Raw genomic sequence first — 13,715 nt, forward strand, 5'->3', positions numbered from 1 at the left:
GGGGGGGGGGTTGGGGGGGTATGGGGTGTGGGGGGGGGCGGGGGGGGCCCGCCCCCGGGTCCGATGTGTCCCATATAAACGTAAGCCCGTGACGAATCAGGCGTTTTTCCGGTTTATCTGGTAAAATCAATGGTTTTCATGGCTTCGCGTCATTGCTTTTTGTGTGGCAATGGCGTTTGGCGTGGCTGCAAGCAGGCTATAGAGCAAGCGATGTAGTCAGGCAGCAGCCAGCGTTGTGCCGCAATGAGTGTGCGCTGTAAGAGTGTGCGCTTTAAGTCAGGTGCCGATATAGGGCCGATAGGCTGGGCGCAGTAGGCGGTAGGCAAGAGCAGTTGGCATCGGCGTTGCGCCAAGTGCCGTCGGGCCCGGATTGACGGGTTGAGGCGGGACTGTGTGGGGGAAACCCATGGCGCAATCCACAAATTAGGTCGCAATATAGGGCGCTGCCCAGCATTGCTCCTTACGTGCAGTAGGGAAGCGGCTGGGCTCTGCGCAATATCGGTGGGCTGGGCGTGCAGCCCATTTTTTTTGAGTATATGGCTGATTTATTCGCATTGACCGAAGAGGCTTTGGCCGGCATGGACGTCGAACTCGTGGACGTCGAGCGTGCCGCCCTGGGCCTTTTGCGCGTGACGATCGATCGGGTCGGCGGTGTGCGCATCGAAGACTGTGAGCAGGTGTCTCGCCAATTGTCGCGGGTGTTTGAAGTCGAGAACATCGACTACAAGCGGCTGGAAGTCGGCTCGCCGGGCATTGACCGCCCGTTGCGCAACGAGAACGAGTTCCGCCGTTTCGCTGGCGAGCGCATCGAAATCAAGCTGCGCGAGGCATTAGACGGACGTAAGGTCTTCTCCGGCACGTTGACCGTGCCCGAAGACGACGCCGCCGCCTCCGACGCCGCTGCTGGCATGCACAAGACCGTGTTCGGTCTCGAATTTGAGGCAAAAAAGAACGATGTCCAGGTTTTGAATTTCACGGTCGATGACATCGAACGTGCAAAACTGGATCCCGTTCTGGATTTCAAGGGCAAAAAGCGATGAGTCGCGAAATTCTTCTGTTGGTCGATGCCTTGGCGCGTGAAAAGAACGTCACGCGCGACGTCGTGTTCGGTGCACTGGAAAGTGCGCTGGCCTCGGCCATGAAAAAGCGCTTCAAGGATGATGCGGACATTCGTGTCGCCATCGATAGGGAAACCGGCGATCACGAAGGCTTCCGCCGTTGGCTGGTGGTGCCGGACGAAGCCGGGCTGCAAGAACCCGACAAGCAGGAAATGCTGTCGGATGCAGTGGAAATCGTCCCTGGCATCCAGGAAGGCGAATACATCGAAGAGCCGCTCGAGCCCATCGAATTCGGCCGTATCGGCGCGCAGGCGGCCAAGCAGGCCATTCTGCAAAAGATCCGTGACGCCGAACGCGAACAGGTGCTGAACGACTTCCTGGACCGTGGCGAAACCATCGTGTCCGGTACGATCAAGCGCATGGACAAGGGCGACGCCATTGTCGAAACGGGCAAGATCGAAGCGCGCCTGCCGCGTTCCGAAATGATCCCGAAGGAAAACCTCCGGGTTGCCGACCGCGTCCGCGCTTTCGTGTTGCGTGTTGACCACGCCGCGCGTGGCCAGCAAGTGATCCTGTCACGCACCTCGCCCGAGTTCATCCGCCAGCTGTTCGAGAACGAAGTTCCGGAAATCGAACAGGGCCTGCTGGAGATCAAGGCAGCTGCCCGCGATGCCGGCGTGCGTGCGAAGATCGCCGTGGTGGCTTACGATAAGCGTATCGACCCCATCGGCACGTGTGTGGGCATGCGCGGTTCGCGTGTGACCGCGGTTCGCAACGAGCTGGGCGGCGAGCAGGTCGATATCGTGCTGTGGTCGGAAGACCCCGCGCAGTTTGTCATTGGCGCTCTGGCGCCGGCCAACGTCGAATCGATCGTCGTTGATGAAGACAAGCATGCGATGGACGTTGTCGTCGACGAAGAAAACCTGCCCAAGGCCATCGGCGCCAAGGGTCAGAACGTGCGCCTGGCGTCCGAACTGACTGGCTGGCAGATCAACATCATGACGCCGGAAGAAAGCCTGAACCGCCAGGAAGTCGAGCGGTCGGGTCTGCGCGCCACGTTCATGAGCAAGCTGGACGTCGACGAAGAAGTTGCCGACATCCTGATCGACGAAGGTTTCACCGGTATCGAGGAAATCGCTTACGTGCCCATGCAGGAACTGCTGGAAATCGAAGCGTTTGACGAAGACACCATCAATGAATTGCGCGCCCGTGCCCGCAATGCGCTGCTGACTGAGGCAATTGCCCAGGAAGAGCGTCTTGAGACCGCACAGGATTTGCTTGAACTTGAAGGCATGACGCAAGAACTGGCTGGCAAGCTGGCCGAGCGTCAAGTGCATACGCGTGATGATCTGGCCGAACTGGCAACGGACGAACTGGCGGAAATCGCCGGCTTGACCGAGCAGGAAGCCAGCGACCTCATCATGCGTGCCCGCGCCCATTGGTTCGACGAAGAATAACCAAAAGGACACGGGTCTGCGGTGGGTAGTGCTGGTTTCATCCACCGCAAGTTCACGTTGTTTGTAATAGCTGCATATAGGGAAGAGAGAGCCTAATGTCGAGTAACACCGTCGCCCAGTTCGCTACCGAGCTGAAAATGCCTGCCAATGTGCTGCTGGATCAGCTGCGCTCGGCTGGCGTTGACCTCAAATCGGTTGACGATTCCGTCACCGACAGCGACAAGGCGAAATTGCTCGAATCGCTGCGTCGCGCCCATGGCGCGACCGAAGGCAAGAAGATCACCCTGACGCGCCGCCAAACGTCCGAAATCCGGCAGGCTGACGCCACCGGCCGTTCGCGCACGATTCAGGTCGAAGTGCGCAAGAAGCGCGTGTTCGTCAAGCGTGATCCCTCCGAAATCGCCCTGGAACAGGCCGCGTCCGCGCGTGCCGAAGATGAAGCCTCCGTCGAAGACGAGCAGCAGGTGTCCGCGCCGGCTGCACCCGAGGCTCCTGCCGTGGTCGAGCCCCGCGAGGCCACTCCCGTCCAGGCGGAGGCTCCGGCCCCCGTCCAGGCGGAAGAGCCCGTTGCTGTAGAAGCGCCCGCGCCGGTTGAAGCGCCCGCGCCTGTTGAATCCGTCGCGGCCGAAGTGCCCGCCCCCGTCGAGGCGCAAGCCCCCGAGGTCCAGGCCCAGCCTGAACCCGAACCGACGCCGGCGCCTGCTCCTGCCGAGCCCGTGGCCGAAGAGGCCAAGCCCGAAGTTAAGACTGAATCCACCGAGCCCCTGGCTGAAGAAGCCAAGCCGGAACCCGTTGTGCTAGCTAATAAGTCAGAAACATCTTCCTCCCAGGCCAACGCGCCTGTCGCCCAGGCTCAGCCTGCTGCGAAGTCCGAACCCGTCAAATCCGCCGCGCCCGCGCCGGCCGCGCCTACGCCCGCAGCTCCTGCTGCCCGGGTAGGCAACCGTGCCGACAACCGCCGCGCCGGCCCGCCGCTTGCTGCCTCCGCCACGTCGGCAGGCCGCGATGAGGCCCGCCGTGCCGCCGAGGCTGAAGCCGCCGCGCTGCGTGAAATGCTGAACCGTCCCCGCAAGGTGCTGCGCGCTCCCGAACCGGAAGCGCCTGCCGCCCCCGCGGCTGCGCCGATTTCGGGCACGCTGCACAAGCCGGCCGGCAAGCCGGGCGCCACGCCTGGCGCCAAGAAGGACGCCAAGCCCGCCGCTCCCGGCGCGAAGAAGACCATCAAGACCGCCGAAGTCGCTTCGACCTGGTCGGATGACGCATCGCGCAAGAAGCCCGCCGACAAGCCGGCAGCCCCGGCCAGCCGTGATGGCTGGCGCGCAGGCGGCAAGGGTGGTGGCAAGGGCGGCGGCCGTGGTGGCCGCAACCAGCAGAACGACCGCCGCAACGAGCCGGCACCCGCAGAATTCATCGCACGTGAAGTCCACGTGCCGGAAACCATCAGCGTGGCCGACCTGGCCCACAAGATGTCCGTCAAGGCCGCTGAGGTCATCAAGCAATTGATGAAGCTGGGCCAGATGGTCACCATCAACCAGGTGCTGGACCAGGAAACGGCCATGATCGTGGTCGAGGAACTGGGCCACGTGGCGATCGCCGCCAAGCTGGATGACCCGGAAGCGTTCCTGGACGAAACCGCCACCGTTTCCGAAGCCGAGCAACTGCCGCGCGCACCGGTCGTGACCGTCATGGGCCACGTCGACCACGGCAAGACCTCGCTGCTGGACTACATCCGCCGCGCCAAGGTTGCCGCGGGCGAAGCCGGCGGCATTACGCAGCACATCGGCGCCTACCACGTTCAGACCGAGCGCGGCATGGTGACCTTCCTTGACACCCCGGGCCACGAGGCGTTCACCGCCATGCGTGCCCGCGGCGCCAAGGCGACCGACATCGTGATCCTGGTGGTCGCTTCCGACGACGGCGTGATGCCGCAAACGCGTGAAGCCATCCACCATGCCAAGGCTGCGGGCGTGCCCATGGTCGTGGCCGTGACCAAGATCGACAAGCCGTCGGCCAACCCGGAACGCGTCAAGCAGGAACTGGTTGCCGAACAGGTCGTGCCGGAAGAATACGGTGGCGACGTGCCGTTCGTGGGCGTGTCCGCCAAGACCGGCGAAGGCATCGACGATCTGCTCGAAAACGTGCTGCTGCAAGCCGAAGTGCTGGAATTGAAGGCACCGGTCGAAGCACCCGCCAAGGGCCTGGTCATCGAAGCCCGTCTGGACAAGGGCCGTGGCCCGGTCGCGACGATCCTGGTGCAGAGCGGAACGCTCAAGCGCGGTGACGTGGTGCTGGCCGGCGCAAGCTTCGGCCGCGTCCGCGCCATGCTGGACGAGAACGGCAAGCCGATCCAATCGGCCGGCCCGTCGATCCCGGTGGAAATCCAGGGCCTGACCGAAGTGCCCGCCGCCGGCGACGAGCTGATGGCGCTGTCCGACGAGCGCAAGGCGCGCGAAATCGCGCTGTTCCGCCAAGGCAAGTTCCGCGACGTCAAGCTGGCCCGCCAACAGGCCGCCAAGCTGGAATCGATGTTCGACAACCTGGGCGAGGGCACGCAAACGCTCACGCTTATCGTCAAGACCGACGTGCAGGGTTCGCAGGAAGCGCTGGTGCAGTCGCTGGTCAAGCTGTCGACCGACGAAGTCCGTGTGCAAGTGGTGCACGCGGCCGTGGGCGGCATCTCGGAAACCGACATCAACCTGGCCATCGCCTCGAACGCGGTCGTTATCGGCTTCAACGTGCGTGCGGAAGCAAGCGCCAAGAAGCTGGCCGAGAACAACGGCATCGACGTGCGCTACTACAACATCATCTATGACGCCGTGGATGAAGTGAAGGCAGCCATGTCGGGCATGCTGGCGCCCGAGAAGAAAGAAGAAATCATCGGCCTGGTCGAGATCCGCGAGGTCTACAGCATCTCGCGTCTCGGCAACATCGCGGGTTGTATGGTGCTTGACGGCATCGTGCGTCGCGACTCCCAGGTACGCCTGCTGCGCAACAACGTGGTTCACTGGACGGGGCATCTGGAATCGCTGCGCCGCTTCAAGGACGACGTCAAGGAAGTCAAGTCGGGCTTCGATTGCGGTCTTACGCTGCGCGGCAACAACGACATCCAGGTGGGCGACCAGCTGGAAGTCTTTGAAATCAAGGAAATCGCGCGTACGCTGTAAAGCGTCCGCGAGGCATTATTGCTAATGAGCCGTCACAAGTCCAAAGCCATCCCCGGCCGCAATTTGCGGTTGGCCGACCAGATCCAGAAGGATCTGGCCGGGATCATCCAGCGCGAGATCGACATGACTCGCGCGGGACTGATCACGCTCTCTGGTGTGGAACTGTCGACCGACTACGCGCATGCCAAGGTGTGGTTCACGGTTTTGGGCGCCGAGCCCGAAGCCGCCACCGCCTTGCTGAACGAGAAAGCCGGTTGGCTGCACTCGCAGCTCTACAAGCTGCTGCACATTCACACTGTCCCCACTTTGCGTTTCTTCCACGACGAGCAGATTGCCCGTGGTATCGAAATGTCGATCCTGATCGACCGCGCAAACCGGCCCGGCCCGCACTCGGGCGTGCCCGACGAACCTGAAGACCAGTCCTGATCGGGCTGTCGTCACTGCTCTAAACACGGATTCCGACGATGGCTAAACGACGCGGGCTTGCGCTCGACGGTGTGCTGTTGCTCGACAAACCCGTAGGGTTGTCGAGCAACCACGCTTTACAACGCGCCAAGCGTGCCATGGACGCGGCGAAAGCCGGCCATACGGGCACGCTGGACCCCTTTGCCACCGGCTTGCTGGTGTGCTGCATGGGACGCGCGACCAAGATTTCCGGCGCGATGCTTAACGCCGACAAGGCATATCGCGCTACGCTGCAATTTGGCAGTGAAACCGATTCTGGCGACCTGACCGGCAATGTCGTGTCGACCGCCGAACCGGGGTTTGTCGTAGAGGAACAGGCACTGCGCGACGCGCTGTCACGTTTCTCGGGCACGATCGAGCAGATTCCGCCGATGTACTCCGCGCTCAAGCGCGACGGCAAGCCGTTGTACGAGTATGCGCGCGCCGGCATCGAGCTGGAACGCGCGCCGCGCCAGATCACGATTCACCGCATCGAGCTGCTGTCCCTGTCGGGGACGCAGGCAGAGATCGATGTGGCTTGCAGTAAAGGCACATACATCCGGACACTGGCCCAGGACATCGGGCGCGTGCTGGGCTGTTACGCCCACCTGACGGCGCTGCGGCGCACGCATGTCGGGCCATTTTCTCTGGAACGCGCCGTTGAGCTGGAAGCCTTGCAGGCCATGCCAGACCCCAAGCAGGCATTGCTTGCACTGAACGAATTGCCGGAGGGCTTGCTGCCCTCCACCCTGACCTTAAAGGACTCGCTATGACTCGCGCCTTGCGCAACGTCGCCATCATCGCCCACGTGGACCACGGTAAAACAACCCTGGTCGACCAGCTGCTGCGCCAATCCGGCACCTTCCGCGAAAACCAGGCGCTGACCGAACGGGTCATGGACTCGAACGATCTGGAAAAAGAACGCGGCATCACGATTCTGGCCAAGAACTGTGCCGTTGAATACGAAGGCACGCACATCAACATCGTCGACACCCCGGGACACGCGGACTTCGGTGGCGAAGTCGAACGCGTGCTGTCCATGGTTGACGGCGTGCTGCTGCTGGTGGACGCCGTTGAAGGCCCGATGCCGCAGACCATTTTCGTGACCCGCAAGGCGCTGGCCCTGGGCCTGAAGCCGATCGTCGTGGTCAACAAGGTGGACCGTCCGGGCGCCCGTACCGACTTCGTCATCAACGCCACGTTCGACCTGTTCGACAAGCTGGGCGCGACCGAAGAGCAGCTGGACTTCCCGGTGGTGTACGCCTCGGGTCTGTCGGGCTACGCCGGCCTGACGCCGGACGTGCGCGAAGGCAACATGCGTCCCCTGTTCGAAGCCATCCTGCAGCACGTGCCGCAGCGCGACGACGACCCCAACGGTCCGCTGCAGATGCAGATCATCTCGCTGGACTACAACAGCTACGTCGGCAAGATCGGCGTGGGCCGCATCAACCGTGGCCGTATGCGCCCCGGCATGGAAGTGGCTTACAAGTTCGGTCCGGAAGGCCAGGGCGGCCGCGGCCGCATCAACCAGGTGCTGAAGTTCCATGGCCTGGAACGCATCGTGGTGGATGAAGCCGAAGCCGGCGACATCGTGCTGATCAACGGTATCGAAGAACTGGGTATCGGCTGCACCGTCACCGACGCGGCCACGCAGGAAGCCCTGCCGATGCTGCGCATCGACGAACCGACGCTGACCATGAACTTCATGGTGAACACGTCGCCGCTGGCCGGCCGCGAAGGCAAGTTCGTGACCAGTCGCCAAGTGCGCGACCGCCTGGACCGCGAACTGAAGTCCAACGTGGCGCTGCGTGTGCGTGACACGGGCGACGATACGGTGTTCGAAGTGTCGGGCCGCGGTGAACTGCACCTGACGATTCTGCTGGAAACGATGCGCCGCGAAGGCTACGAGCTGGCCGTGTCGCGCCCGCGCGTGGTGTTCAAGGACATCGACGGCGTGAAGTGCGAGCCGTTCGAATCGCTGACGGTTGACGTCGAAGACGCCCACCAGGGCGGCGTGATGGAAGAACTGGGCCGCCGCAAGGGCGACCTGCAGGACATGCAGCCGGACGGCCGTGGCCGTACCCGCCTGGAATACCTGATCCCGGCCCGTGGCCTGATCGGCTTCCAGAACGAGTTCCTGACGCTGACGCGCGGCACGGGGTTGATGAGCCACATCTTCCATGAATACGCTCCGGTCAAGGAAGGTTCGATCGGTGAGCGCCGCAACGGCGTGCTGATCAGCCAGGACAACGGCGACGCCGTGGCCTACGCCCTGTGGAAGCTGCAGGATCGCGGCCGCATGTTCGTGAGCCCGGGCGATGCGCTGTACGAAGGCATGATCATCGGCATCCACAGCCGCGACAACGACCTGGTCGTGAACCCGATCAAGGGCAAGCAGCTGACCAACGTGCGCGCGTCGGGCACCGACGAAGCCGTGCGCCTGGTTCCGCCGATCCAGATGTCGCTGGAATACGCCGTGGAATTCATCGACGACGACGAACTCGTGGAAATCACGCCGAAGTCGATCCGTCTGCGCAAGCGCTACCTGCTGGAAAACGAACGCAAGCGCGCTGCGCGCGACGCAGCCGTCTAAGCGGAGCGGGGGGGGCAAGCCCCCTTCGCGTTTCGGTAGTACGCGAAAAAGCCGCACACCTTCGGGTGTGCGGCTTTTTCATTGCCGGCCGCCTAGACGCCGTTTTGCTGATGCCGGTATTCCTGTGTTGCGCCGCCGTAGCCGTAGGCCGCCGCCCGCGCATCGATTACGTGCACATAAGAGCATTCGTGCAGTTCGCCCAGGATCTCCTGGAACGACGCATAGATCTCCTTGATGAAGCGCGCCTTCTCGGCCTTGGTATTGGTCTCGTCGGTGACGCTGATGTCCAGGTGGAAGGCGTTCTTGCCCAGCTCGGACAACGGGCGGCCGCCGATGTACCACAGGTCATGCGGGATGTGCTGCAGCGTAATGGCGATCACGGGCAGCTTTTTGCCCAGTACGGACTGGGTCAGGCCGGCCACGGAATCCACGACGCGACGGTTCACGGCGGGATCGGATTGGCCGGAGAGATGGACGACGATGTGAGGCATGAGAGGCTCCTGATTGGGTAAGTGTGAAGCCAGTGTAGAAATCTTGTTGACATCGGAAAAGCGGGAATTTACGATTTTATCCATCGTGTATTCCGTTGGATGAGCCATGTCGGGATTTGATCTGGACCAGTTGCGCACGCTGGTCGCCGTGCTGGATTCCGGCAGCCTGACGGCGGCGGCGCCGAAGGTGTTCCTGTCCCAATCGTCCGTCAGTGAGCAGATGCGCAAGCTGGAAGACCGCGCGGGGCAGCCTTTGCTGGTGCGGGGCAAGGCGGGCGTGGCGGCGACGCCCGCCGGCGAACGCCTGTTGGCGCATGCGCGCGCCATCCTGGCGCTGAGCGACGAGGCCTATCGCGATTTGCGAGGCGTGGCGTTGCGGGGCGAATTGCGCCTGTGCATCACGGACTATTTCCGTCCCGGCGACGTGGCGCGGATGCTGCGACGCCTGAACGAGCAGTATCCGCAGGTGCGCCTGCACGTCACGATCATGAAAAGCGGCGCCATCGAGGCCGCCTATGAGCGGGGCGAGATCGACGTCGGCATATCGATGTCGATCCAGGAGCGCGGCGCGCCGCGGGCGCGGGCGCAGGGCGCCTTGCTGCGCCGCGAACCGTTGCTATGGATGGCTGCGGAAGGGGCGGGCCCACAAGCGGGCGAGTCCTTGCCGCTGCTGGTGTTGCCGGAGACGTGCGCCTTGCGCCAGTACGTTGAACGGCTGTTGTCGCGCCGGGGCGTGCCCTATGCGGTGGCGCATGTGGCCTCTGGCGTGGCGGGTTTGCAGTTGGCCATTTCGGCCGGCCTGGGTGTCGCCTGCCTGAACGAATCCGCGCTGGCGCCGGGCATTGCGCGCCTGCACGCTCCCGGACTGCCGGCCTTGCCGGCCGTGGAGTTTCGGCTGTTGCCCGCCCGGGCTGGTGAAAGCGAATTCATGGGACTGGCGCGCGAGGCCATCATCAAGACGATGAGCTGATTCCCGCGTCAGCGGCGCAGCCACTCCAGGAAATCGCGGCCCGGGCCTAGCGTGCGCACGATGGCGCCGATGGGCGCGAACGAGCCCGGCGATTCGATCGCCACGCGCTGAAAATGGCCGTGCTGCACATACCAGTTGGCCAGCGTCAGCGGCACCATCGCCAGCGCCTGCTGCGCGTGCATGACGGCGATCAGCAAGGGCATGGGCGGCGCGGCGCTGGCCAGCCGGCAACGGCGGGGGACGACTCCGGCACGCTCGAAGAACGCCGTGAACACGGCATGGATGGCCAGTTCGGGGCGGGGCTCGATCCATAGCTGCGCCGCGACCTGTTCCAACGTGGGAACGGATCCGGGCGACAGCAAAGGGTGCCCGGCCGTGGCGACGATCACCGCGGCATCCTGCTGCAGGGGCACGAAATCCAGTCCGGCCGGCACGGCATCCGGCCGCCGGCACAACAGCATGTCGAGGCTGCCGCTGGCGGCAAGCGGCAGCAGTTGTTCCCGGCTGCCTTCCACCACTTCCACATGTAGGTCAGGATGTGCCGTCATGAAGGCGGGCAGGCGCTCGGCCAGCAGGCCGCCGCTGGCAGCCGGAATCGCCCCCAGGCGCAGACTGCCAGCGGCCCCCTCGCGCAACGCGGCTACCGAGTCGGTGGAGGCGCGCAGGGTCGTCAGCATGCCTCGCGCACACTCCGCCATCAACTGACCGCTGCGGGTGGTGCGCATGCCGCGGGCGTGGCGTTCGAACAGGCGCACGCCCAGCAGGTCTTCGATGTCGGCCAGGGCATGGGTGGCGGCAGGCTGGCTCAAGCCGATGTGGTTGGCGGCCTGCTGGATGCTACCCAGGTCAGCGATGCTGGCCAGCAATTGCAGATGGCGCAGCCGGCCCTTGGCAAGCAGGCGGGAAAGCAGGGTGGCAGGCGCGACGTCCATGACTCGTTCAGATATTCAAAATGCGAATATATCAACGCATTAATGTATTTGAAATAAGGATATGCCCTGGCCACAATGCAGCGATTCCGTTCTTCGCTTGCGTCCCTAGGAGAGGCTGGTTCATGAAGTCCCATCTGCTGCATGCCGTAGTTTGCGCTGTTGCCCTCAGCGCGCCTGTCTTGGCCACCGCCCAGGGCGCGTATCCCTCGCAGCCGGTGCGGCTGATCGTGCCGTTCGCGCCCGGCGGATCCACGGACGTGCTGGCGCGTGCCGTGGCCGACGGCCTGCGCAAGGAATTGGGCCAGAGCGTGGTCGTGGAGAACCGCGCCGGGGCGGGCGGGTTGATCGGCACCGAGGCCGTGGCGCGCGCCGAACCGGACGGCTACACCCTGGGCATGGCGACGGTCAGCACCATGGCCGTCAACCCCTTGCTGTATGGCACGCAGCGGGTGGACCCCGCCCGACAACTGGCGCCCGTGGCCTCGGTGGCGACGGTGCCGGTGGTGTGGATGGTCAACCCGGCCTTTCCCGCCCAGGATTTTCCGCAGTTCCTGGCTGAGCTGCGTGCGCACCCCGGCAAGTATTCCTTCGGGTCGCCCGGCGTCGGTTCGCTGGGCCATCTGAATCTGGCCGCGATGAACGCGGACCTGAAGGTCGACGTGCTGCATGTGCCGTACCGCGGCATGGGGCCGGCGCTGACCGCCGCCGTCGGGGGCGAGGTGCAGGTGCAGCAGGACCAGTATGCGTCGGCGCAATCGCTGATCAAGGCGGGCAAGTTGCGCGCCATCGCGGTGTCGGCGCCTGGCCGGTTGGCGGGCATGCCGGAATTGCCGACGCTGGCGGAATTGGGCTACCCGCAGTTGAATGCGCTGGGCCAGACCTGGTTCGGCCTGGTCGCGCCCACCGGTACGCCGGACGCCGTGGTGCAGACGTTGAACCAGGCCGTGAGCCGTGCGCTGGCCGATCCCGCGCTGGTGCAACGGCTGGCGTCGCTGGGCGCGCAGCCGGACAGCGGCACGCCGGAAGCGTTCGCGCAGCGCATTTCGCAGACGCTGGCCGCGAACCGGAAAATCATTGAAACTGCCGGGATCAAGCTCGACGAATGACAGGCTTTTTTCAAAGAGACAGGATCAGCCCTTTCACTGGAGAAGCAATGGGTGCCATCGACAAACTTGCGCCGTTCATCGACGCGCGCAGCGACCGTTACGCCGACCTGAGCGACCGCATCTGGAGCCTGGCCGAACTGCGTTACGCCGAGCACAAATCGGCCGAGCTGCACATCGCGATGCTGGAGGAGGCGGGCTTTCGCATTACGCGGGACGCCGCCGGCATCCCAACCGCGTTCGTGGCCGAAGCGGGCCAGGGAGGCCCCGTCATCGGCATTCTGGGCGAGTACGACGCGCTGTCCGGCCTGAGCCAGGAAAGCGGCGCATTCGCCTGCCAGCCGTCGCCCGAGACGCCCAACGGCAACGGCCACGGTTGCGGCCATCACCTGCTGGGCACGGCCGCGCATTTCGCCGCGGTGGCGGTCAAGGAATTCCTGGAAGCCAACCAGTTGCCGGGCACGATCCGCTTCTATGGCTGTCCGGCCGAAGAGGGCGGATCGGGCAAGACCTTCATGGCGCGCGCGGGCCTGTTCGACGACGTCGATGCAGCCCTGACGTGGCACCCGGCCTCGCATACGGGGATCTTCCACCAGTCGTCGCTGGCCAATATCCAGGCCTATTTCCGTTTCCGCGGGATTGCCGCGCATGCCGCGAATTCGCCGCATCTGGGCCGTAGCGCGCTGGACGCGGTGGAACTGATGAATGTGGGCGTGAACTATCTGCGCGAACACATGGTGCCGGATGCGCGCGTGCATTACGCCGTGACCAATAGCGGCGGCATCTCGCCGAACGTGGTGCAGGCCCGCGCCGAAGTCCTGTACCTGGTGCGCGCGCCGGTCAATTCGCAAGCGTCCGAGCTGTATGAACGCGTTAAGAACGTGGCGCGTGGCGCGGCGTTGATGACGGGTTGCGAGCTGGACATCGTGTTCGACAAGGCATGTTCGAACTACATGCCGAACCGCGTGCTCAACGAGGTGATGTACGCCAACATGCAGGCGCTGCAGGGGCCGGCCTACACGCCGGGCGAAGAGCAGACCGCGCGCCGCATGTGGGATTCCATCACGGAAGACGACATCGACAACGCGGGCAAGAACCTGGGTGCGGTGCTGCGCAACCCCACACCGCTGTTCTCCGGCGTGGCGCCGTTTGATCCCGCCAAGACCGAGATCACCTACGGTTCCACGGACGTCGGCGATGTCAGCTGGGTGACGCCCACGGCGCAGTGCTGGGGCGCCTGCTATGCCTACGGCACGCCTTTCCATTCCTGGCAGATGGTGGCGCAGGGCAAGCTGTCCATGGCGCACAAGGGCATGGTGCACGCGGCCAAGATCATTGCGGCCACCGCCGCCGATCTGTACACGCAGCCCGAGGCGCTGGCCCGGGCCAAGGAAGAACTGCTGGACGCGCGCCGTGGCCAGCCTTACGTGTGTCCCATCCCGGCCGAGGTCGTGCCGGCGTTCATGCGGAAGTGAAAAATGCCCCCTCGGGGGCATTTTTCAT

Annotated in this window: 11 protein-coding genes; 9 read left to right on the forward strand and 2 right to left on the reverse strand. The window is 64.2% G+C overall.

All coding sequences use genetic code 11. The features are described 5' to 3' along the window. Window positions 1-536 precede the first annotated feature (536 nt). From rimP to typA, 6 genes are all read left to right on the forward strand, one after another. Window positions 537-1,040, forward strand: coding sequence for a ribosome maturation factor RimP (rimP, locus tag AC27VE_RS18965; RefSeq protein ID WP_427958778.1), 504 nt, complete (start codon window positions 537-539; stop codon window positions 1,038-1,040). Then, window positions 1,037-2,515 (forward strand): transcription termination factor NusA, encoded by a 1,479-nt coding sequence (nusA, locus tag AC27VE_RS18970; RefSeq protein ID WP_006225085.1) that lies wholly within the window; start codon window positions 1,037-1,039, stop codon window positions 2,513-2,515. Before rimP ends, nusA begins: the two co-directional genes overlap by 4 nt. 95 nt (window positions 2,516-2,610) lie before the next feature. After that, window positions 2,611-5,679 carry a translation initiation factor IF-2 gene (infB, locus tag AC27VE_RS18975; RefSeq protein ID WP_488704695.1) on the forward strand — a complete coding sequence of 1,023 codons (3,069 nt, stop codon included), beginning with the start codon at window positions 2,611-2,613 and terminating at the stop codon, window positions 5,677-5,679. Window positions 5,680-5,703: 24 nt separating this feature from the next. Further along, on the forward strand, window positions 5,704-6,105 hold the full coding sequence (gene rbfA / locus AC27VE_RS18980) for a 30S ribosome-binding factor RbfA (RefSeq protein WP_006225083.1): 402 nt from the start codon (window positions 5,704-5,706) through the stop codon (window positions 6,103-6,105). A 38-nt stretch (window positions 6,106-6,143) separates the two neighbouring features. After that, window positions 6,144-6,896, forward strand: coding sequence for a tRNA pseudouridine(55) synthase TruB (gene truB, locus AC27VE_RS18985; RefSeq protein ID WP_035213208.1), 753 nt, complete (start codon window positions 6,144-6,146; stop codon window positions 6,894-6,896). Further along, a complete protein-coding gene (gene typA / locus AC27VE_RS18990) occupies window positions 6,893-8,716 on the forward strand; it encodes a translational GTPase TypA (protein ID WP_006225081.1) in 1,824 nt (607 codons plus the stop codon). Before truB ends, typA begins: the two co-directional genes overlap by 4 nt. Window positions 8,717-8,808: 92 nt before the next feature. Here the strand turns inward: typA and AC27VE_RS18995 are convergent, their stop codons facing one another. Further along, complete coding sequence (locus AC27VE_RS18995) at window positions 8,809-9,207, reverse strand: tautomerase family protein (protein ID WP_488704696.1); 399 nt, start codon at window positions 9,205-9,207, stop codon at window positions 8,809-8,811. A 106-nt stretch (window positions 9,208-9,313) separates the two neighbouring features. Between AC27VE_RS18995 and AC27VE_RS19000 the strand changes: the two genes are divergently transcribed. Continuing rightward, entirely contained in the window at window positions 9,314-10,177 is an 864-nt protein-coding gene (locus AC27VE_RS19000; RefSeq protein WP_315135125.1) for a LysR substrate-binding domain-containing protein, read from the forward strand. Between the two features lie 8 nt (window positions 10,178-10,185). Here AC27VE_RS19000 and AC27VE_RS19005 read toward each other — a convergent pair whose 3' ends face one another. Then, window positions 10,186-11,109: a LysR family transcriptional regulator gene (locus tag AC27VE_RS19005; protein WP_488704697.1), complete on the reverse strand. Its 924-nt coding sequence runs from the start codon at window positions 11,107-11,109 to the stop codon at window positions 10,186-10,188. A gap of 122 nt (window positions 11,110-11,231) precedes the next feature. Here AC27VE_RS19005 and AC27VE_RS19010 point away from each other — a divergent pair, with 122 nt between their 5' ends. Then, complete coding sequence (locus tag AC27VE_RS19010) at window positions 11,232-12,215, forward strand: Bug family tripartite tricarboxylate transporter substrate binding protein (RefSeq protein WP_488704698.1); 984 nt, start codon at window positions 11,232-11,234, stop codon at window positions 12,213-12,215. Window positions 12,216-12,262: 47 nt separating this feature from the next. Next, window positions 12,263-13,687: a M20 family metallopeptidase gene (locus AC27VE_RS19015; protein ID WP_315135123.1), complete on the forward strand. Its 1,425-nt coding sequence runs from the start codon at window positions 12,263-12,265 to the stop codon at window positions 13,685-13,687. The last annotated feature ends 28 nt before the right edge of the window (window positions 13,688-13,715 follow it).

Source organism: Achromobacter sp. 18P8.1.1 (assembly GCF_057799415.1).

What these genes read in the sequence shown, in the direction of transcription:
- rimP (WP_427958778.1), top strand. Translation starts at nt 537, where the DNA reads ATGGCTGATTTATTCGCATTGACCGAAGAGGCTTTGGCCGGCATGGAC.
- nusA (WP_006225085.1), top strand. Translation starts at nt 1,037, where the DNA reads ATGAGTCGCGAAATTCTTCTGTTGGTCGATGCCTTGGCGCGTGAAAAG.
- infB (WP_488704695.1), top strand. Translation starts at nt 2,611, where the DNA reads ATGTCGAGTAACACCGTCGCCCAGTTCGCTACCGAGCTGAAAATGCCT.
- rbfA (WP_006225083.1), top strand. Translation starts at nt 5,704, where the DNA reads ATGAGCCGTCACAAGTCCAAAGCCATCCCCGGCCGCAATTTGCGGTTG.
- truB (WP_035213208.1), top strand. Translation starts at nt 6,144, where the DNA reads ATGGCTAAACGACGCGGGCTTGCGCTCGACGGTGTGCTGTTGCTCGAC.
- typA (WP_006225081.1), top strand. Translation starts at nt 6,893, where the DNA reads ATGACTCGCGCCTTGCGCAACGTCGCCATCATCGCCCACGTGGACCAC.
- AC27VE_RS18995 (WP_488704696.1), bottom strand. Translation starts at nt 9,207, where the DNA reads ATGCCTCACATCGTCGTCCATCTCTCCGGCCAATCCGATCCCGCCGTG.
- AC27VE_RS19000 (WP_315135125.1), top strand. Translation starts at nt 9,314, where the DNA reads ATGTCGGGATTTGATCTGGACCAGTTGCGCACGCTGGTCGCCGTGCTG.
- AC27VE_RS19005 (WP_488704697.1), bottom strand. Translation starts at nt 11,109, where the DNA reads ATGGACGTCGCGCCTGCCACCCTGCTTTCCCGCCTGCTTGCCAAGGGC.
- AC27VE_RS19010 (WP_488704698.1), top strand. Translation starts at nt 11,232, where the DNA reads ATGAAGTCCCATCTGCTGCATGCCGTAGTTTGCGCTGTTGCCCTCAGC.
- AC27VE_RS19015 (WP_315135123.1), top strand. Translation starts at nt 12,263, where the DNA reads ATGGGTGCCATCGACAAACTTGCGCCGTTCATCGACGCGCGCAGCGAC.